This window comes from Methylosinus sp. sav-2 (assembly GCF_004366495.1).
Classification (GTDB): Bacteria; Pseudomonadota; Alphaproteobacteria; order Rhizobiales; family Beijerinckiaceae; genus Methylosinus.
The window spans coordinates 470,039-489,987 of record NZ_SOEJ01000001.1 but is presented as its reverse complement, the minus strand read 5'-3'; the positions used below and the strand labels follow the sequence as shown (position 1 = coordinate 489,987).

Below are 19,949 nucleotides of genomic sequence, written 5' to 3'. Positions count from 1 at the left end.
CTGACACACACGAACACATTGCTCGAGCACATAACGCTCTGGTCCGAACTGGACAGAGCCTCGCCCTCGCCTGCATTGCTCTTATTGGTTAATGTCGGCTGAAATCTATGCGCTCGCGCACGTCGAGAAGAATTGCGGGGAATTTTCCCATTCGCCGCCATAATGCCTCGAGGCCGTTCGCCGCTTTTCGGCCGCGGCGCGCGCTCTCGCTTTTCGGCCGCCTATCTCTACCGAGAAGAATCAATCGGAGAGGAAGATGGCTGCGATGTCTTTTCGTCGTGCATTGGGGCGGCTCGCGCTAGCGCCGCTCGCTCTGGCTCTCGCGCTCGCGCCGGCGGGGGCCTGCACGAGCTTTCTCTTGAAGGCCGCCGATGGCGCGCGCGTCTATGGCCGCACGCTGGAGTTCGGCTTTCCGCTCGAATCGGAGGCGATCGTCATTCCGCGCAACTACGCCGCGCGGGCGACGGGGCCGGAAGGCAAGCCCGGCTGGGGGTGGAAATCCCGCTATGCGATCGCCGGGCTCAACGCCTTCGGCCTGCCGGTCGTCGTCGACGGCATGAATGAAAAAGGCCTCGCCGGCGGCATTCTCTATTTTCCGGGCTTCGCCGGCTACGCCGATCCCAAGACCGCCGATCCCGGCCATGCGCTGGCCCCTTGGGATTTCCTCACCTGGGCGCTGGGCAATTTCGCCAGTGTCGAGGAGCTGCGCGCGGCGCTGGACACGATCGCCATCGTCGATGTCGTGCAGCCGACCCTCGGAATCGTTCCGCCTTTTCATTACACGCTGCATGACGCCAGCGGCGCCTCTCTGGTCGTCGAGCCGATCGGCGGGCGGCTGAAAATCTATGAGAATCCGCTCGGCGTCGTCACCAACGCCCCCTCCTTCGATTGGCACCTCACCAATCTGCGCAATTATGTGAAGCTCTCGCCGGTGGATGCGCCGCCGCTGAAGATCGCGGGGGAGAGCTTCGCCCCACTGGGCGCCGGCTCCGGCCTCATCGGCGTGCCGGGCGACCCCACCCCGCCGTCGCGATTCGTGCGCGCCGTGGGCATGACCCTCTCCGCCGAGCCGCAGAAGGACGCAGCCGGCACGGTGCGCCTCGCCGAGCACATCCTCAATAATTTCGACATTCCCATGGGCCTGGTGCGCGTCGCCCCGCAGGAGACCTCGCGCTTCGAGTTCACGCAATGGTCGTCGATCGCCGATCTCTCCAGCCGCGTCTATTATGTGAAGAGCTATGACAATCAGACCCTGCGCAGCATCGATCTCAACAGGTCGGAGCTCGAGGGCCGCAGCGTCCGGGCGGCCCCCTTGCGGCCCTCTTCCCGGATCGCGCCTGTCGAATTTCCAAAACATTGAGGCGAAGCGCCTTGTCATGGGGGAGGGTTTTTGTTAGACGGGCCGCCTGCCGGCGCTTTGGTTTCGATCAGCGCCCCGGCGCGGTCGTGGCGGAATTGGTAGACGCGCTAGCTTGAGGTGCTAGTTGGGCAACCAGTGGAGGTTCGAGTCCTCTCGACCGCACCAAGCCTCTCGAAGTCGAGGCTTCTGACAGATCGGCTTTCGCCGCGGCCCAGCCTCGGGCGGCCTGCCGAAAGCCCTCCCCCGATCCGAGACCGCCTCGCGCGAGCCGCCGCTTGCCGCCGCCCGAAGAGGGTAGGAGCGCGCGGCCGGCAAAAATTCGGACAATTCCTGTTTCTCGCTCGCTGCTAAGATAGAGTCTCTGGGCGTCGGCGTCGAAAGACGGCGGGCGCTCGAGCGGGCATGGAAACGAAAAATGTCGGGTCGCGGATTCGGTTTGGACAGATTGCTGAAATTATTCGAGCGCAAGGAGCGGACTTTCGATCGCTATGTCGACGCGCTCCCCTCGCATCAGAACGCCATAGACGCCATTCCCGGCTGGAGCACCGCATTTCCCGAGGCCTGCGCGGTGAAGGCTGGCATCGTGCCGACCTATTATGATTCGCGAATTTTCTGGGCCGTCGAATGTTTCGGCGCGCTCGAGGGCCGCGAGGTGCTGGAGCTCGGCCCGCTGGAGGCCGGCCACACCTATATGCTGGAGAATGCGGGCGCGGTGGTGGACGCCGTGGAGGCCAATCAGCTCGCTTTCATGCGCTGCCTCGTCGCCAAGGAGATCCTGCGGCTGCAGAAGGCGCGCTTCTGGCTCGGCGATTTCGTCAAATGGCTGGAGCAGACCGACAAGAGCTATGATCTCATCGTCGCCTCCGGCGTGCTCTATCATCAGCATGATCCGCTGCGGCTGCTGGAGCTGATCGCGCAGCGCGCCTCGGCCGTGTTCATCTGGACGCATGTCGTCTCGGACGCCATGCCGCTCTCCGATCCGCGGCGCAGCGTCATGGCGAAGGAGCCGGAAATCCTCTCCTTTCACGGCGTCGAGGTGCGCGCCTATCCGCGCAGCTATGTGAAGGCGCAGGCCAATCCGGCCTTTTGCGGCGGCATGCGCGACGATCATCGCTGGCTGGACAGGGACGATCTTCTCGCCGCGCTGCGGGCGCTCGGCTTCGACGACATTCGGACCAATCACGACGATCCGGATCATTTCTTCGGGCCGGCCATATCGATCTTCGCGCGGAAGTCATCGTAGAGGGCGGGCCATCGGCCGGAGCGGGAAGGCGATATGAGAGTTATGCTGCTCGGCGGCTCCAACGCCGGGGTCCATTTCGGCTGGGCCGCCCAATTGCAGGGGCTCATGCCGGAGCATGAGATCACCAACCGCTTTCTCGGCGCCGTCGGCTCACTCTATGGCCTCGCGCGGCTCATCGAGGCGGAGCGGCGCGGCGAGGCGGCGCCCGATCTCGTCGTTTTCGAATATGCGCTCAACGACGTCATTCTGCTGGACGCCGGCTTCACCACCGCCGCGCTGGTTCACGATGCGCTGGCCAGCGTCGCGCAGCATTGCGCGGAGCGCGGAGTCCCCTTGCTGTTCCTGTGCCTGCGTCCGCGCCCGACGGGCGGACGGCGGGTCTCCGCCTGCGTGCGGCGCATCGACCGCATCTATCGCCGCATCGCGAAGGCGCATGGCGTGGCCCCCTGCGTGACGCCTGCGACGATCTTCGGCGAGGAGCGAGCCGAGCAATTCGTCGATCCGCATCATCTCACCGCGGAAGCCTCGGTGCGGTGCGCGAAGGTCGTGGCCGATCTCATTTCCGGCGGCGCCATTCCGGTTCCGCGGGCGAGCCGGCTTCACGCGCCCATTTTCGATTATGTCGCCGCGTCGCAGGCCGAGCCGCAGGGACGCTGCCGCAGAGTGGAGATCGCATCCACGGTCTTCGCGGGGAGCTTTCTGGAGATTGCCCGGCCGGGGGCCAGCCGCTGGCCCGGCCGTGGCCGTCTCGCCGGCCTGCTGCTGCGCTCGACCCATGAGAGCGGCGTCTATCGCATCACGGCGGGCGCGCGCGCTTTCGCCCGGACGGCGCAATCGAGCATGCGCGAGATCGTGCCCAATCTCATTCTCCTCCATTATTCGCGCAGGCGTCCGCGCGCCGATTTCGATCTCGAGATCGCCATGCCGGACGATGAGAGCGCCCTCGCCGCTCTGCCGCAGGAGAAAACGCTGCTGCCGGCCGAGCCGGGCGCGCCTTTCGCGGAGCAGAGGCTGCAGATCGCCGCCGTCATGTTCTGGAGCCCGTCTTTCTGGCGGCGCTGGCTGGCCCTGCTCTCGCTACGCTTTCGCCAGGAAAAGCGAAGCTTTCGCTAGAACAAGGCGCTCGAGGCGTTCGGCCAAGCCGCGACCACAATTGGGCGGCAGTGTCCGCCGCAACCGATGCGACAAACCAGAGGTTCCGCCATATCATGACCGACGAGACGAGCGATCATACGGTCGATCTGAGTGACCCTTCCGAATATGAGGACATCGTCTCTCAGCGCGCCATCGCCTTCTGCCACCTCGCCAAAGTCGCCGACTCCGTCCGCGACGAGCAGGTCAAGGAGCAGTGCCTCATCATGCTGCGCAAGCTCAACGCCAGCATAAGGGCGCCCTCGACCGCGGAGGTGCGATCGATCGATGGCGGCCAGCTCTGACGCCTCACCGACCGAGCCGGGACGCGATCGCCAGCTGCGCCTCGGCCAGCCGCGCGCCCAGCGCCCGCCGCCGCTCTGGCTCCGTCAGGGCGGACTCATAATCTTCGGCCGCGTCGCCGAGCGCGAAGGCGCCGATGGCGCGCGCCGCGCCCTTGAGCGTATGGGCGAGGTCCAGGCGCGCCTTGTCGGAGGCCGCCGCCGCCAGCCTGCCGTCGAACTCGCCCGCCTGGGTGAGGAACAGCGCCAGCAGCTCGGCTTCGAGCTCCGTGTCGCCCATCGTCTGGCGCGAGAGATACGCCCAATCGATCGCGTCGGGCGCGCCTTCGGTGTTTCCGCCATCCGTCATTCTACGTCTCCGATCGGCCCTTCGCGGAAAAGTCTCGCTTTTCCTGTGGATTGCGCCGAGAGCCTGCGCGTGGCCTCGGCGATTGCGCTCGCCGGGTCGAATCAGGCGTCGTATTCTTATTCGAATCAATCTTATGTAAGCATTGCTTCGGATTCGCGGCCAAGCTGCAGGTCGCCCCTTTTGCTCCGCTCCGGGCGGAGCGCCGAGCATCTTCCCCCAGTCGCGTTAACGACGATTTCGATTGGCGGTCCGCGCCCGTTTCATTTGCGGGCCGACGGCGGTAATATTTGGTTAATCTTTTCTGCTCGATGTGAACGGCGAAAAAGCGTGAGCGGCGTCATAAAGCGGAACTATGACCGCTCGGAGAGGTGACGATGGCGAAATCGGGCAAGCCCCAGGACGCGGCTATCGCTGCGCTGTCGGCGGTCGAAGAGGCGTTGAATCTGGGCTTGGAGCCCACCGCCGAGGCCGCGACGGAAGCTGGCGAGAAAGCCGCGTCGCCGGCCGAGGCGGGCGCCAAGCCCGCTGATAAGGCCGAGGGCAAGGGCCAGGCCAAGACGGCCCCCGGCTTCAACTTCAGCCTTCCCTCCTCGCGGCGCCAAGATGCGCGCGATGCGGCGCGGGATTCTGCGCGCCCCACGGAAGGCGCCGCGCCCGTGGCCGGCCGCTCGGCGGCCAAGCCGCAGGTGGCCCCCGCCGGCGCGCCGGCCAATGACGATCGCCAGACCGTCGGCGAGCTGCGCGCCGCGCTGCAGGTCCGTCCCAACACCGCCATTCTCGGCTACACTTTCCTGTCCATCGCCGCCTGGGCGGTGCTGTGGACTCTGTTCGTCTATTTCAATCAGGGCGAGATTCTCGACCACGAGAACGGCTCCTTCCTCGCGCCCAAGCCGGTGCTGACGCTGCTGGCGCTGCTCGCCCCCATCGTCTTCATCTTCGTGACCGGCGTGATGGCGCGCCGCGCGCATGAGATGAAGCAGGTCGCCAATTCCATGGCGGAAGTGGCGATAAGGCTGATCGAGCCGGAGGCCATCGCCACCGAGCAGATGGTGACGCTCTCGCAGGCCATTCGCCGCGAGGCCGCCTCAATGGGCGACGGCATAGAGCGCGCGCTGGCGCGGGCCAGCGAGCTCGAGATCATCGTGCGCACCGAGGTCTCCAATCTCGAGCGCTCCTATTCCGAGAATGAGCGCCGCATTCGCGTGCTCATCGACGAGCTGACGCGCGAGCGCGAGGCGATCCTCGTCAACGCCGACAACGCCCGCACGGCGCTGCTCGGCGCGCGCGAGTCGCTGTCGGCGGAGCTGCAGACCAGCTCCTCCCATCTCGCCGAGACGGTGAGCGAGGCCGGCGGCCGCGTGACCGCCGCGCTCGGCTCCAAGGGCGAGGAGATTCGTCTGGCGCTGGAGCGCGTCGGCGACGGCTTCAATTCCACGCTCTCGACGCGTGGCGAAGACATGGTGCAGCGTCTCTCCGTCGCCGGGGAGACGATCGCCGTCAGCCTCACTCTGGCCTCGGAGGAGGTCACGCGGCGCTTCTCCGACGGCATAGCCGAGGCGGATCGCAAGCTTCAGGAGCGCGGCGACGCGCTGGCGACCGATTTCGAATCGCGCGGCGCCTTCGTCGTCGATCGCCTCGATTCCATCGGCGGCCATCTCGTGCAGGCGGTGGGCGAGCGCGGCGAGAGCTTCGTCGACCGTCTCGCGGAGACCAGCGGCCGCGTCGACGAGGCGATCGAGACGCATGGCGGCGCGATCGAGCGTTCGCTGCTCTCGGCTTCCGAAAATCTCGCGACGCAGCTCGCCGAGAAAGTGGCGGCGACGGAATCCGCTTTCCGCGCCGCCGGCGACCGCCTCGCCGAGCTGCTCGAGGAAACACGCGAGCGCGCCCGCAACGAGCTGGAAGCGCATGGCGGCGGCCTCAACGAACGTTTCGCGCAGACGCTCGCCGAAAGCGCCAGCGCCTTCACCGAGCAGGCCGACGCTCTGCACGAGCGTTTCGCCGCCGTGGCCGGCGAGGCCATCGCCGCCATCGCCTCGCATGGCGATCGCGTCACCGACACACTCGCCGATCGCCTCGGCGCCTTCGAAGAGAATGTCGTTGTCCAGGGCGGCGAGATCGCCTCGCGCCTCGCCGAGCAGAGCGAGCGCATCGGCGCAGCGCTGACGCAGGGCGTCGCGGAATTCGAGCAGAGCGTCGCGCAGCGTAGCGCCGAAGCGACGGCGCGCCTCGCCGAAGAGGGCGCGCGTCTCGGCCAGACGGTGGCCGAAGGACTTGTCGCCTTCGAGGAGCGTGTGACCGGCCACAGCGACGAGGTCGCGGCGCGTCTCGTTCTGCATGGCGACGCCATCGGCTCCGCCGTTGCGGAAGGTCTCGCGGCCTTCGAGGAGCGCGTCACCGGCCGTAGCGACGAAGTGGCGATACGCCTGCTGATGCAAGGCGACGAGATCGGCTCCGCCGTGGCCGCCGGCCTCGCGACTTTCGAGGAGCGCGTCGCGGGCCGCAGCGAGGCGGCGGCGGAGCGTCTTTCGGTCCAGGGCGAGACGATCGGCTCTGCGGTGGCCGCGGGTCTCGCGGCCTTCGAGGAGCGCGTCACCGGCCACAGCGAGGAAGTCGCGGCGCGTCTGGTTCTGCATGGCGACACTATCGGTTCCGCGGTGGCGGAAGGTCTCGCGGCTTTCGAGGACCGCGTCCTCGGCCACAGCGAGGAAGTGGCGACGCGTCTCGTCACCCATGGCGACGCGATCGGCTCCGCCGTGGCGGAAGGCCTCGCCGCTTTCGAGGACCGTGTCGCCGGTCGCAGCGAGGATGCGGCTGCGCGTCTTTCGACGCAGGGCGACGCCATCGGCGCCGCATTGGCGGCCAGCCTCGCGGCTTTCGAGGAGCGCGTCACCGGCCAGAGCGAGGATGTCGCGACGCGTCTCTCGGCGCATGGCGACGTCATCGGCTCGGCGGTCGCGGAAGGCCTCTCCGCCTTCGAGGAACGCGTCATCGGCCATAGCGAGGATGTCGCCAATCGTCTCGTCTCGCATGGCGACGCGATCGGCGCCGCCGTCACCGAGGGCCTCGCGGCCTTCGAGGAGCGCGTCGCCGGTCAGAGCGAGGATGTCGCGGCGCGGCTCGCAGCTCATGCCGATGCGGTCGGCGCGGCCGTCAACGAAGGGCTCGCCGCTTTCGAGGAGCGTGTCGCCGGTCAGGGCGCCGCGGCCGCCGAGCGCCTCATCGAGGAAGGCGCGCGCATCGGCCTCTCCGTGTCGGAAGGCGTCGCCGCTTTCGAGGCGCGTGTGCTCGGCCACAGCGAGGTGGTCGCCGATCGTCTCGTCGCGCAGGGCGACGCGATCGGTACCGCGGTCTCGGAAGGGCTCGCGGCCTTCGAGGAGCGCGTGACCGGCCACAGCGCCGAGGTGACGGAACGTCTCGTCGCCCATGCGGAGCAGATCGGCTCCACCGTTTCCGACAGTCTCGCCGTCTTCGAGGAGCGCGTCCTCGGCCAGAGCGAGCAGGCGGCCGAACGTCTCGTCGCCCATGGCGACACGATCGGGGTCGCGGTCGCCGAGGGCCTCGCGGCCTTCGAGGCGCGCATTGTCGGCCATGGCGAGGATGTGGCGCAGCGCCTCGTCGCCCATGGCGACACGATTGGCGGCGTCGTCACCGAAGGCCTCGCCAAATTCGAGACGCGCGTGCTCGGCCAGAGCGAGGAGGCCGCGGCGCGGCTTACCGCTCATGGCGACGCCCTCGGCCTCGCCGTGGCGGAAGGCATCGCCGCATTCGAGGATCGGCTTTCGCAGCAGCATGAGGCGACGCTGTCGAGCCTCGAGGAGCAGAGCGAGCGCGCCACGACGGCCGTCGCCGGCGGGCTCGAGGCCTTCCGCGATGCGGTCGTGCAGCAGAGCGAGGAAACCGCCTCGCGCTTCCTGCAGCAGGGCGAGCGCGTCGGCCAGGCCATCGCCGAAGGGCTCGCCTCTTTCGAGGAGCGCATCGCCGGCCGCAGCGATGAGACTGTCCTGCGTCTGGTCGAGCGCGGCGACGAGATCGGCGCCTATCTCTCCCAGGGCCTCGCGGCCTTCGAGGAGACGGTGGTGCGCCATGGCGACGAGGTGGCGACGCGCGTCACCGAGCATTCGGATCGCATCGCTTCGGTGCTCTCCGAGCGGCTCAGCGCTTTCGAGGAGCAGGTGGTGCGGCAGAGCGGCGATGTCGTCGCCCGCGTCACCGAGCAGGCGGAATGGGTCGACGGCGTGCTGGTCAATCGGCTGGACGCGCTGGAGGAGGCGACCGCGCAGGTGTCCCGCACGCTCGAGGACACGCAGAGCCGCGCCGAGCAGGCCTTCACGGTCGGCGGCGCCGCGCTCGAGGCGGGCCTCGCCGCGAGCGTCGCCGATGTCGCAGCGACCCTCGCCGAGCAATCCGCCTCGCTGCAGGAGCGCTTCGCTGTCACCGCCAGCGAGGCGGCGCTCGCCATCGCCACGCAGGGCGAGCGCATCGAGGAAGCGCTCGCCGGTCGCATCGCCGCTTTCGAGGCCATGGCGCTCGATCAGGGCGGCGCGCTGGCCTCGGCGCTGGCGGCGAGCGGCGAAGGTCTCGCGCGCGACGTCGCCGAGCGCCTCGCTTCTCTCGACGAGACTTTGCGCGGCCATTCCGCGCGTTTCGCGGCGCAGATCGACGAGCATTCGCAGCAGCTGGCGGCCGAGCTCACCGAGCGCCTCACGGCGGTCGATTCGGCCATTGTCGAGGAGGGCGCCGCGCTGGTCTCGGCCATCGCCGCCAATGGCGAAGGATTCACGCGCGAGATCGGCGATCAGCTCGCCGCTTTCGACGAGGCGCTGCGCAATCGCGGCGGCGAGCTCAACGCGCAGATCGGCGAACATTCACAACGGCTTTCGGCCGAGCTCTCCGAGCGGCTGGCGGCCGTCGATTCGACGATCGTCAACGAAGGCGCGGCGCTGGTCGCGGCCATAGCCGCCAATGGCGAAGGCTTCACCCGCGACATCGGCGAGCAGCTCGCGGCCTTCGACGAGGCGCTGCGCAATCGCGGCGACGAGCTCGGCGCCAAGATCGGCGAGCATTCCGAGCAGCTCGCGGCCGAGCTCACCCAGCGTCTGACGGCGGTCGATTCGGCCATCGTCAACGAGGGCGCGGCTCTGGTGGCGGCCATCGCCGCCAATGGCGAGGGCTTCAGCCGCGACGTCGGCGAGCAGCTCGCCGCCTTCGACGAGGCGCTGCGCAATCGCAGCAATCTCATGGCCGCGCAGATCGGCGAGCATTCCGATCAGCTCGCGGCCGCGCTCACCGAGCGGCTCGCGGCGGTCGATACGACGATCATCGACCAGGGCGGCGCGCTGGTCGCGGCTCTGGCGGCGAGCGGCGACGGCGTCGCCCGCGGCGTGGAGGAGCAGCTCGCCGCTTTCGACGAGCGCCTGCGCCATCACGGCGGCGAGCTCGCCACGCAGATCGGCGAGCGCTCGCAGCAGCTCGCCTCGGCGCTGGCCGAGGGGCTTTCGGCGGTGGATACGTCGATCGTCGATCGCGGCGGCGCGCTGGTCGCGGCGCTGGCGGCGAGCGGCGAGGGCGTCACGCGCGGCGTGGAGCAGCAGCTCGTGGCTTTCGACGAGCGGCTGCGCCATCAGGGCGGCCAGATCGCGGCGCAGATCGGCGAGCATTCGCAGCAGCTCGCGGCGACCTTGGCCGAGCGTCTGGCCGCGGTCGACGCCGCCATCGTCCAGGAGGGCGGGGCGCTGGCCGATCGTCTGGCGGAGCGCGCCGACGAGATCGCGGCGCGCATCGGCGATCAGTCGCAGCGCCTGTCGGAGGATGTCGGCCAGCGGCTGGCGGCCATAGACAAGACGATTTCCGGCGACGGCACCGCGCTGGTCGAATTGCTCGGCGCGCGCGCCGAGGAGATCGCCGCGGTCATGTCGTCGAAGATCGAGAGCTTCGAGACCGTCTCCAACGCCCGCACGCGCCAAGCGGCGGACCGCATAGACGCGCTGGTCGGGCGCGTCGATTCCGGGCTCGATTCGGCCGGCAAGGCCTTTCAGGACACGCTCGCCCGCCATGCGGTGGAGGTCGCGCGCGCCATGGGCGAGGGCGGCCGCGAGGTCATTCGCTCGCTGGACGAGAAGGTCAAGGATATCGATGCGGTGCTGCTCGCCCGCTCGACCCAGCTCACCGAGACGCTCTCCTCCAAGGCGGAGGAGATCAATTCCACGCTCGGCGGCCGCGCGGAGGAGATCGCCGGCACGCTGGACGGGCGGATCGGCGTCTTCGAGAACAATGTCGTCGGCCGCCTGGACGCGGTCTCCGGCGAGATCGGCGAGCGCAGCCGCGTCGTCGTCGAGACGATCAACGCCCGCATCGAGGAGATCAACGCCACGCTGGCCTCGGCGCGGCGCGATCTCGACACCACTCTGCACGCCCGCACCGGCGATCTCGGTCAGGCGCTGACCGAGCGCGTCGGCGAGATCAGCTCGACGCTGGAGCAGCGCCTCACGCAGATCCAGACGACGCTCGGCGATCGTGGCGGCGAGGTGACGCGCGAATTGGCCAATGTCGGCGAGCTGGTCGCCCATGCGATCGAGAGCCGCGGCTCCACCATCGTGCAGCATCTCGGCGAGAAGCGCGTCGAGCTGGCGGCGGCGATCGACCAATCGGCCGAGGAGCTGAAGAAAGCGCTCACCGAGGGCGCCGAAGGCTCCGTGCGGGCGCTGCTCGACGTCAATGAGAAGCTGCGCTCCGAGCTGCCCGAGGTGCTCGACCGGCTGGGCGAGACCAATTCCTCGCTGCAGACGATCATCTCGGCGGCGGGCGGCAATCTCTCCAATCTCGACAAGGAGCTCGGCGGCAAGCTGCGCGAGTTCCAGGGCGCGATCGAGACGGTCGGACAGCATATCGCGCAGATCGGCGAAGTGTCCGGCGGCGTGATGCGCGACGCCGGCTCGATGGTCGGCGCGATGGAGACGCATCAGCAGAGCCTGACGCAGAGCGCCGAGCGGCTGGCGCAGAGCCAGTCCGAGCTCGACGCGGCGCTCGACGCGCGCCGCCGCTCGCTGGAAAATCTCGTGCTGCTGGTCGAGGACAAGCGCAGGGATTTCGAGGACACGGTCGCCAATTTCTCCGGCCTGGTCGAGGAGAATTTCCGCCGGGTCGAGGAGCGCGCGCGCGATGTCGGCGGCTTCATCACGCAATCGACGCAGGAAACAGCGGAGCTGGTCGACGAGCGCTTCGCCGCCGTGCGCGACGCCGCCTCGCGCGAGCGTGAGGAGACCGCCGCGGCGCTGCGCGCGGCCTATGATCAGGCCAATGACGAGCTGGCCGATATCTTCGGCCGGGCGACCGAGAAATTCGCCGCCGCCGCGACCGAGATTCGCGGCATGTCGGCGGAGATTCAGAGCGAGCTGGAGCAGACCCGCGCCGAGCTGCGTCGCGGCGCCCAGGAATTGCCGCGCGAGACGGCCGAGCAGGCCGCTGCGCTCCGCCGTGTCGTCGGCGAGCAGGTGAAGGCGCTCAACGAGCTGACCGACATCGTCGCGCGCTCGGGCCGGGCCTATGATATTGCCGAGACGGTTCCGGCGGCGGCCCCGGCCGCTCCCGCGCGTCGCGGCTTCGAGGCCCAGCCGCAGCCCGCGCCTGCGCCGGTCGCGCCGCCGCCCCCGCCGCCCCCGCCGCCGCCGGTGGCTCCGCCCGCCCCGCGCGCGCAAGAGCCGAGCTGGACCAGCCGCGCCCCGCGCGAGGAGCCGCAGCGCGCCGCCCGGGCGATCCAGCCTGCGCCGCCCCCGCCGCCGCCGGCTCCTCCGGCGCGGCCCGTCGCCTCGGCGACGGAGGATGGCTGGCTCACCGATCTATTGGCGCGCGCCTCCCGCGATGAGGCTCCCGCCGCCGCTGCGCCGCCGCGCGCCAATACGGCGGCCGGCCGGGCCAAGGCCGCCGGGGCTCTGGATAATCTCACGCTCGATATCGCCCGCATGGTCGATCATGCCGCGGTCGGCGAGTTCTGGGATCGCTTCCAGCGCGGCGAGAAGGGCCTGTTCACCCGCCGGCTCTACAGCGCCCAGGGCCAGCAGACCTTCGAGGAGATTCGTCGCCGCTACCGCGTCGATCCGGATTTCCACGCCACGGTCGATCATTATGTTCAGGAGTTCGAGCGGCTCGTCGCCGAGACCAGCCGCAATGATCGCGAGGGCGCGCTGACGCGCGGCTATCTCACCTCCGACGCCGGCAAGGTCTACACCATGCTCGGCCATGCGGCGGGCCGTTTCGAGTGAGGCTTCCCGCCCCGGCGCCGCAAAAGCAGGCGCCGGGGCGGGCCATGGCGTCGTGATCGGTACCCCGTAACCTGTAATCCGTGTCCGCTTTCCGCCGGGTCGCCTCAGGGCCGGACAAGACGCGCCTTTTTCTTGTTCTAAATCGACAAAAGTTGTCGGTTTGCGTACTCGATTGTGACATTTTCGCCACTCTCGAAAGAGAAAAAGCGCCGAAACCCGGATTCTGCTCGAGATCTAGGCAATTGCTTCCCTGTTCCGCTTGAGTGCCTACGCGCTTTATCGCAACAATCGCGACGAGAACGATTCCAGTATCGGGGAGCCTAAGACTATGAAATCCGTCCTGTTTGCCGGCGTCGCCGCGCTCGCGCTCTTTGCGAATGGCGCCTATGCCGCCGATGATGCGAAGACCGCCAAGCCCGAGCCCGCCAAGCCGCTGGTCGCTTGGCCGGAACCGAATCTCGACGTTTTCGACGCCGGCTTCGACTACGCCTATGGCGCGAAATTCATGTCGGACTATATTGTCCGCGGCATTTCCAATAGCGCCCACCGCCCGGCTGGCAGCGTCTATGAGGAGCTGCGCTACGGCTGGTTCTACACGGGCCTCGCCGCCACCAATGTGACGCTGGCCACGAGCCCGCTCGCCGAGATCGACATCACCGCCGGCATCCGCCCCACCTGGGGTCCGCTGACGCTGGACTTCGGCGCGATCTACTACGCCTATCCGAGCAACCATCAGCAGTGGTTCATCGGCGGCGCGATCCCGGTCACGACGTTCAAGAACTCCTACACCGCCCTCCCCACCACGGCTTTCGACCCGAGCTATGTCGAGATCTACTTCAAGCCGAGCTGGGCGGTGAACGACTATCTGACGCTCGGCGGCCAGATCGCCTATGCTCCGAACTGGAACAATTATAGCGCCCACGCGCTGTATTCCGAGATCAACGCCAAGGTCGTCCCCTTCGCCAACACCGATTATTCGGGGCTGTCGCTCTCGGGCGCCTTCGGCCACTACTACATCGGCAATTCGAGCCCGGCCTATGGCGGCAGCTATATCGATCCGGACTATGCCTTCCTGGCGACCGGCGTTCTGGGCACCAAGGGCTTCAAATTCGCCAGCTACAACACCTGGAACGTCGGCGCGTCCTATAATTGGAACGTGGTGACGCTCGACCTGCGCTACTACGACTCCAATCTGACCCGCGCGGGCTGCTTCCTGAACACGTCCGACCCGGCCGGCAATTACGTGGCCTCGGTGAACACGCTCACCGGCCAGAGCTCGTCGAGCTGGTGCGGCGCGCGCTTCGTCGCCTCGCTGTCCATCGACTTCAGCTCGGCGACCTTCAAGTAAGGCCGTCGAACTCTTTCGACTTCATCCTTCGAAAGACGGACCCGCGGCCACGCGGGTCCGTTTTTTTGTCAGTCATTGCGTGAGGATTTCGACGTCGCGATCCTGCGTCGAGGTCACTTTGAACGTCGTCTGAAAGGTCTTGCCCTCGCGGCGGGCGATGGCGACATATTCGCCCTCGGCCAGCACCAGCGACGGAAAGGCGCCGATCAATTCGCGGATCACGTCGCCGCCCGGCGTCAGCACGGAGAAGGAGGTGTTGGCCAGCGCCTCGCCGCCCGGCGCCTTCACCAGCTTCAGCGTCATCGTCGCGGCGTGATGGCGCAGCGTCGCCTCCGTGACCTTGCCGGCGGGAACGCGCAAATCGGCGGTGACGACGGAATTGGTCGTATTGTTGTCGCCCTGCGACCCCTGGCTCACATCGAGCAGCGTCGAGACGATGTGATAGGCGCCCTCGGGCAGGCACAGCACCTCGCCGGATCGGGCATTGGCGAGCACCAGCTTGGCCTCGGAGTTACCTCGTTCCGGCACATAGATGGAGATGGCGAGACGCTGCGCCGGCAGCTGATTGTCGCCAAGAGTGTCGATGAGCTTCAGGCCGCCGGCGTTGAGCGCCAGCCTCTCGCTGACATTGCGGCCTTCCATGACGACCCGGCGCGTCGCACCGGCGAGGCCGAAGGCGACATGGACGATATAGGCGCCATCGGGCAATTGCTCGGAAAAGCTCGCCTCGCGCGATTCCGCGACGAGCTTGCGGGAGCCGTCCGGCTGCGCGGCGTCCTCGAAAATCCGCCAGACCAGTCCGCTGCGCAGCGCGGCGGAATCGCTCTGCGTCAGCACGGCCGAGAGGCGCAGCGTCGCGCCAGCAGCCGGCTTCTCCTCCTCCGCCGGGGTGGATGAGGGTGCGGGCGCGGCGGGCTTGGCCGAGCGGCCCTTCTGCTGGGCGGGCGGAGCGGCGGTCTGCGCGGCGGCGCAGCCGGCGCCGGCGACGAGCATCGTCGAGGCGAGCAGCAACCTCGAGGTGTGGAGGATGAGAAGCTTCATGCGCCGCAAATTGGAGGGGGCGAGACGCCCGGATTCGACGGGCTATTGTGACGTCCGCCGTCCGCCCTGTCACTCCTCACGATGATCGAGCAGGGTGGAGGCGGCGGAGGCGAGATTGGCGAGGGAAAACGGCCGAAATAGGAATTCCACCCGATGGCGTCCCTTCGCTGTCGGCACGCCGCGGAACAGAATATTCGCCTTCACGATCGGCGCCGGCGCGCCGTCCACCCGCGCCTCCCAGCCCGGATAATAGAGATCGTGGAGGACGAGCAATCCGTCCTTTTCCGATTCGACGTCGATGAGAATGCGCTCGCTCTCATAGGAGACGATGGTCGCATGGCCCTCCGGCCCGCCGGCCGCCGCCGGATCGGCGAGGGCCGGATCGAGCTTGGGGAGATCGCCCTGATCGACCAGCGCCTCGCGGGCGCCTTCGAAATCGGGAATATTGTCATCGGCGATCGCCGCATCGGAGTCGACGCCCATCACGCGGGTCGCGAAATAGGCGCGCGGCGCGGCGCGGCCGAGCTTATAGACGTAGATCTGATCGGAGACGAAGATCGGCAGAGCGTTGGGGCGCGGCATATGGCGCGGCATGCGCGCCAGCGGGCGGCCGAGCACGAGATAATCGAGGCCGAGCAGCCGCGCCAGCTTGCATCGATAGCCGCGGAACGTGCCCGGATAATGCCGCAGATTGGGGTCGACGGCATTGTCGCCCGGCCCCACGGCGCGCTCATAATCGGCGATGCGCAGCGGATTATAGCCGAGGGTGTCCTCGAGGCCGAGAATCATGGAGGCGTTCTGCCAGCCGCCCGGCAGGCCGAGAATTTCCACGCGCGGGCGCTCGCCCTTGGCGGCGCGCTCGGAAATATCCTTGCGCAGCGCGGCTATGGCGCCGCGCTCGGCGGGAGAGGCCTCGTTGAGAATGGAGTAGCGCGTCGCCGGCTCCGCGTTCAGCGGATCGGCGGCGTTTCGCCACAAGAGCTCGCCCCCGGTCGCGGCGACGAGAAGAATGGCGACGAGGCTGCGCTTGTCGAATTTGTCGCCGAGCTGCAGAGCCGCTGCCGCAGCGCCGGCGGTGGCGAGCGATGCGGCCACGGCGATGAGCGACTCGACGCCATGGCCATGGGCGAAGGAGAAGGCCAGCCCGCCGAGGATCAGCGCGAGGGTGACGCCCACCGCCGCGGCGGCGAGCCCATGGGCGAGAGCGCGCGGCATTTTCTGAAAGGGCCGCGGCGCGCCATGGGCGACATAGCGATGCAGCAGATAGGCGGCGCTGAGCGCGAAGCCGGCGTTGAGAAGAAAGGCCGCGTCCGCCGGCCGACGATACAGCGACACGCCGGGGAAGAAATCATAGATAGCGGAAAATACGGGCGTCCAGCGGCCGAGCGTGTAGATCAGCGCGGCGGCGAGCATGTAATGGAAAAAGCGCATCTCCTTGGCGAAGATGCGCCCGCCGGCGAGGCCGTGCCAGAAGCCGAGAACGACGGGCGCGGCGCCGATGAAGAGATAGTTGATGGCGCGGTCGGTCCAGTCCGGCGCGGCGATCGTGTCATAGCCGGGACCCCAATAATCATAGCTCTTGTCCAGCGATCCGAAAATATCGGGCGCGAGCAGAGTGGCGAGATTGACGGGCGCCAGCGAGCCGGCCGCCGCGACGCCGAAGGCGATGCCCGGCCGGTTGGAGGTCGCCAGAAATTGCAGCGTCAGCAGCACGGGAACGGCGAGAATCGCGCCGCCCGTCGCGCCCGCGGCCAGCAGCGCCGGCCAGCGGCCGAGCAGATAGTCCAGCGGCCGGCGGGAGACGGCGGCGGCGTAGAGCAGGCGGGCGATCAGCACGAGGCAGAAGAGATAGGCGACCTGATCGCGCCCCAGCGCCATGAGGCTGGCGAGAATTCCAAAGCCGACGCCGTTGAGAAGGCGCGGGCGCTCCAGCATGACTTCCAGCATCAGCAGCGCGAGCGGGAAGAAGCTGTAGGAGATGATCATCCCCGTATGCTGGAGCCGCGCTGCGGCGACCCCGCCCAGCATGAAGATCATTCCCGCCAGCACGGAGGCCGAGGGGACGAAGCCGCGCCGCGCGCAGAGCGCCAATATTCCGGCGCCGCCCATCAGCAGATGCGCGAGCACGAAGAGATCGAATTCCTGCATCGTCGCGGCGGGACGCAGCAGCGCCAGGAGGAAGAATGTCGGCGCGAAGATCAGCGATTGCGGATCGGCGACGGCGGGATGTCCAGCGAAATGATAGGGATTCCAGAGCGGCACGTCGCCCCGGCGCAGCGCCTCGCCGAGAAAGCGGAACATGGGATAGAAGTGATTTTTTGAGTCCCAGGGCACCACCGCACCGCTCGCCGCCCATAGGCCGGCGGCCAGCGCCATGAAGAGGGCGACGCCCGCAAAGGCGAGGAGGGCGTCTCGGCGCGTCCATATATGGGCGTGGGCGGAATCGGGTCCGGCGAGCGCCCGACGCGTCTCCATGAGCGCGAGCGGGGTGTCCTCGGCGGTCAATGCGCCGAGCGGGCGGTCGCTTATCGACATTTTCGAACCTGTCTCGACTATCGCGAGCGCTCTGGCGGCGCCGGCGGGCGGCGTCGCGCGATGGCGGCTCGCCTCTCACGCGGGACGTCCGGGCAGGCGCTCGTCGCCACGGCGACGAAGAATGCTCGGGCTCTGATGAAAAAAGCAGGATCTGTTGAAAACCCGTTCCCGCCCTTTCGAATTGGCTCAGATTGATTTCACCTTGATGAACTCGTGATGAACGTTCGGGCGCCGCCTTCTATAACGCAGGCGCGTCCGCGGCGAAAGTCTGGTTTATCGGTGGGATTTGTATGGGGTCGAGCGCCAGCTTGCCGGCAAACCCCTCCTGGCGGGCGGCGCGGCATTGGGCGGCGAGGCCGGCCGCATCCGCAAGATCGGCGAAAGGCGCGTCGATCGCCGCGACCCCGGCAGCCGCGGCGCCCAGCAGCAGCAGAGAGCGGGCGATGGCCGAGGGTCCGGCGGCCCCGTCCGGCGAAGCTCCGAGGGCGCGACGCAGCGGCTCCGTATCGAAGGCCAGCGCCTCGAGGCGGGAGGAGGAGCCGCCATAGGTCGAAAGCGCGAATATGGCGGCAGGCGTCTGCGTCGCGAGGGCGATGATGCGCGTGGCGCCGTCGGCCCGGCCGCATTCGGCCTCCGCCACGGCGAGCTTGGCGGAAAGATGCTGCACGCTCGCCCCGCCGCAGGCCTGCGGAAGAAACACGCCGTCCACGCCCGCTGCGACGAGCGCCGCGAGATCGGCGTCTATGGCGGCGCCGAGCGGCGCGATCAGCGCATAGAGGCGCAGCCCCGGCGGGCGCGGCCGCTCGATGAGCGCGGCCGCCCGCCGCCGCATCGACTCACGGGCAGGGTCCGCGGGATCGCCGAGATCGAGCGCCAGCGCATCGGCGCCGCTGGCGAGAGCGGCGGAAAAGGCCTCCTCGCGCGGCGGGACGAGAAGAAAGGACCGCATCTTCGCTGCTTCCGCCATTCGCCGCCGTGATCTTAAGCGGGCATTTACCATAAGTCGCGATTCTGCCCAGGATCGCGTCAAGTCAGGTCGAGCACCTAGGGCGTTTCCAGCCGAAGTGGACGCCGGTTCGGCGTTGGAAACGCGTCAAAACAAAAGCAGAGAGTCTTTTCAGGTTTCAGGGAAACACGAAAAGACTCTAGGGCGGAGCCCAGAGCGCCGATGATCGTGAGAAATTTTCTGCAATGGGCGCAAAGCGCGCCGACGGCCCTCAGAGTGGAAGGCGCAGCCGCCCTGGCGCGCGCCTATCTGGTGAGCGATCTCGACGCCGCGATGAAGCGCGAGGCGGAGACGGCGCTCGCCGCTCTGCTCGACGATCCCTCGCCGCTGGTGCGCCGCGCGCTCGCCAAGGCCTTCGCCGGCGCGCCCAACGCGCCGCATTCCATCGTCTCGGCGTTGGCCAATGATCAGTCGGACATTGCGGCCATGGTGCTGTCGCGCTCGCCGCTGCTCACGGAGAGCGAGCTGATCGATTGCGCCGCGATCGGCGACGTCTTCTCGCAGAGCGCCATTGCGCTGCGCGCCCATGTGCCGACCGGCCTCGCCTCGGCCATCGCCGAGATCGGCGCCTGCGAGGCGCTGATCTCGCTCGCTGTCAATCCCGGCGCAGAGCTTCCCGCCTTCGCCATGCGCCGCATGATCGAGCGTTTCGGCGATGACGCCCAGCTGCGCGAGGCGCTGCTCGGTCGGCCGTTTCTGCCGGCGGCGGTGCGCGTCGATCTCGTCGAGGCGACGGCGGCGAGCCTCGCTTCCTTCGTGCTGGATCGCGATTGGCTGTCGCCCGAGCGCACCCGCCGCATCATGCAGGAGGCGCGCGACAAGGCCAATGTCGTCATCGCCGCCTCGGCCGACGATAGCGAGGGCCGCAGAGGCGTGCGCATGCTGGTCGGCCATTTGCGCCGCAAGGCGCGGCTGACGCCGAGCCTCGCTCTGCGCGCGCTGCTCTCCGGCAATCGCGCGCTGTTCGAGGCGACGCTCGCCGAATTGTCCGGTGTGGACGAGGAGAAGGTCGCCGGCCTGACGCGGGATTACGACGGCGCCGGCTTCGCGGCGCTCTATGCGCGCGCGGGGATGCCGGCCAATCTCCTGCCGGCCTATCGCGCCGCGCTGGAGGCGCAGCGCGCCTTTGGTTACGCGGGCGTTCCTTCCGGCGCGCGTCTGTCGCTGGCGATGGTGCAGCGCGTGCTGACATCTTGCGACCATGTCAATTCCGGCGAGCTCGATCGGCTGATGGCGCTGCTGCGCCGTTTCGAGGCCGAGGCGCTGCGCGAGGACGCGCGCGAAGCGGCCGCCGCGCTGACGCAAGAGTCGCTCGTCGATATGGCGGCGCTGGAGGCGCAGCTGCTCGCAGCCTAGCGAAGTCGCGCGGGGCC

Annotated in this window: 11 protein-coding genes and 1 tRNA gene; 8 read left to right on the top strand and 4 right to left on the bottom strand. The window is 68.2% G+C overall.

Annotated elements, in window-relative coordinates:
• Positions 1-265 precede the first annotated feature (265 nt).
• From EDE12_RS02240 to EDE12_RS02220, 5 genes are all read left to right on the top strand, one after another.
• On the top strand, positions 266-1,360 hold the full coding sequence (locus EDE12_RS02240; protein ID WP_026599822.1) for a choloylglycine hydrolase family protein: 1,095 nt from the start codon (positions 266-268) through the stop codon (positions 1,358-1,360).
• Between the two features lie 80 nt (positions 1,361-1,440).
• A tRNA-Leu gene (locus tag EDE12_RS02235) sits at positions 1,441-1,525 on the top strand.
• 250 nt (positions 1,526-1,775) lie between these two features.
• Positions 1,776-2,603 (top strand): class I SAM-dependent methyltransferase, encoded by an 828-nt coding sequence (locus tag EDE12_RS02230; protein ID WP_036291297.1) that lies wholly within the window; start codon positions 1,776-1,778, stop codon positions 2,601-2,603.
• A 33-nt stretch (positions 2,604-2,636) separates the two neighbouring features.
• Positions 2,637-3,716, top strand: a complete 1,080-nt coding sequence (locus tag EDE12_RS02225; RefSeq protein WP_134187969.1) for an SGNH/GDSL hydrolase family protein — start codon at positions 2,637-2,639, stop codon at positions 3,714-3,716.
• A gap of 95 nt (positions 3,717-3,811) precedes the next feature.
• Complete coding sequence (locus EDE12_RS02220; protein ID WP_018267247.1) at positions 3,812-4,039, top strand: hypothetical protein; 228 nt, start codon at positions 3,812-3,814, stop codon at positions 4,037-4,039.
• 4 nt (positions 4,040-4,043) lie between these two features.
• On the opposite strand, the gene EDE12_RS02215 is transcribed toward EDE12_RS02220, so the two are convergent.
• Entirely contained in the window at positions 4,044-4,385 is a 342-nt protein-coding gene (locus EDE12_RS02215) for an Hpt domain-containing protein (protein ID WP_024878205.1), read from the bottom strand.
• A 374-nt stretch (positions 4,386-4,759) separates the two neighbouring features.
• Between EDE12_RS02215 and EDE12_RS02210 the strand changes: the two genes are divergently transcribed.
• Positions 4,760-12,646 carry an apolipoprotein acyltransferase gene (locus tag EDE12_RS02210; protein WP_134187968.1) on the top strand — a complete coding sequence of 2,629 codons (7,887 nt, stop codon included), beginning with the start codon at positions 4,760-4,762 and terminating at the stop codon, positions 12,644-12,646.
• Between the two features lie 328 nt (positions 12,647-12,974).
• Complete coding sequence (locus EDE12_RS02205; RefSeq protein ID WP_026599830.1) at positions 12,975-13,994, top strand: TorF family putative porin; 1,020 nt, start codon at positions 12,975-12,977, stop codon at positions 13,992-13,994.
• 72 nt (positions 13,995-14,066) lie between these two features.
• Here the strand turns inward: EDE12_RS02205 and EDE12_RS02200 are convergent, their stop codons facing one another.
• The 3 genes from EDE12_RS02200 to EDE12_RS02190 all read right to left on the bottom strand — a co-directional run bounded on the left by EDE12_RS02200 (position 14,067) and on the right by EDE12_RS02190 (position 18,519).
• Entirely contained in the window at positions 14,067-15,035 is a 969-nt protein-coding gene (locus EDE12_RS02200; RefSeq protein ID WP_024878208.1) for a hypothetical protein, read from the bottom strand.
• 69 nt (positions 15,036-15,104) lie between these two features.
• Positions 15,105-17,570: a YfhO family protein gene (locus tag EDE12_RS02195; RefSeq protein WP_026599831.1), complete on the bottom strand. Its 2,466-nt coding sequence runs from the start codon at positions 17,568-17,570 to the stop codon at positions 15,105-15,107.
• A gap of 238 nt (positions 17,571-17,808) precedes the next feature.
• Complete coding sequence (locus tag EDE12_RS02190) at positions 17,809-18,519, bottom strand: aldolase/citrate lyase family protein (RefSeq protein ID WP_026599832.1); 711 nt, start codon at positions 18,517-18,519, stop codon at positions 17,809-17,811.
• Positions 18,520-18,738: 219 nt separating this feature from the next.
• On the opposite strand from EDE12_RS02190, the gene EDE12_RS02185 reads away from it, so the two are divergent.
• Positions 18,739-19,932, top strand: a complete 1,194-nt coding sequence (locus tag EDE12_RS02185; protein ID WP_024878211.1) for a DUF2336 domain-containing protein — start codon at positions 18,739-18,741, stop codon at positions 19,930-19,932.
• Positions 19,933-19,949 lie beyond the last annotated feature (17 nt).

Bases quoted from the DNA above. Each gene is read 5' to 3' on its own strand.
- EDE12_RS02195 (WP_026599831.1), bottom strand. From the start codon at position 17,570: ATGTCGATAAGCGACCGCCCGCTCGGCGCATTGACCGCCGAGGACACC.
- EDE12_RS02200 (WP_024878208.1), bottom strand. From the start codon at position 15,035: ATGAAGCTTCTCATCCTCCACACCTCGAGGTTGCTGCTCGCCTCGACG.
- EDE12_RS02225 (WP_134187969.1), top strand. From the start codon at position 2,637: ATGAGAGTTATGCTGCTCGGCGGCTCCAACGCCGGGGTCCATTTCGGC.
- EDE12_RS02190 (WP_026599832.1), bottom strand. From the start codon at position 18,519: ATGCGGTCCTTTCTTCTCGTCCCGCCGCGCGAGGAGGCCTTTTCCGCC.
- EDE12_RS02215 (WP_024878205.1), bottom strand. From the start codon at position 4,385: ATGACGGATGGCGGAAACACCGAAGGCGCGCCCGACGCGATCGATTGG.
- EDE12_RS02185 (WP_024878211.1), top strand. From the start codon at position 18,739: ATGATCGTGAGAAATTTTCTGCAATGGGCGCAAAGCGCGCCGACGGCC.
- EDE12_RS02230 (WP_036291297.1), top strand. From the start codon at position 1,776: ATGTCGGGTCGCGGATTCGGTTTGGACAGATTGCTGAAATTATTCGAG.
- EDE12_RS02220 (WP_018267247.1), top strand. From the start codon at position 3,812: ATGACCGACGAGACGAGCGATCATACGGTCGATCTGAGTGACCCTTCC.
- EDE12_RS02240 (WP_026599822.1), top strand. From the start codon at position 266: ATGTCTTTTCGTCGTGCATTGGGGCGGCTCGCGCTAGCGCCGCTCGCT.
- EDE12_RS02205 (WP_026599830.1), top strand. From the start codon at position 12,975: ATGAAATCCGTCCTGTTTGCCGGCGTCGCCGCGCTCGCGCTCTTTGCG.
- EDE12_RS02210 (WP_134187968.1), top strand. From the start codon at position 4,760: ATGGCGAAATCGGGCAAGCCCCAGGACGCGGCTATCGCTGCGCTGTCG.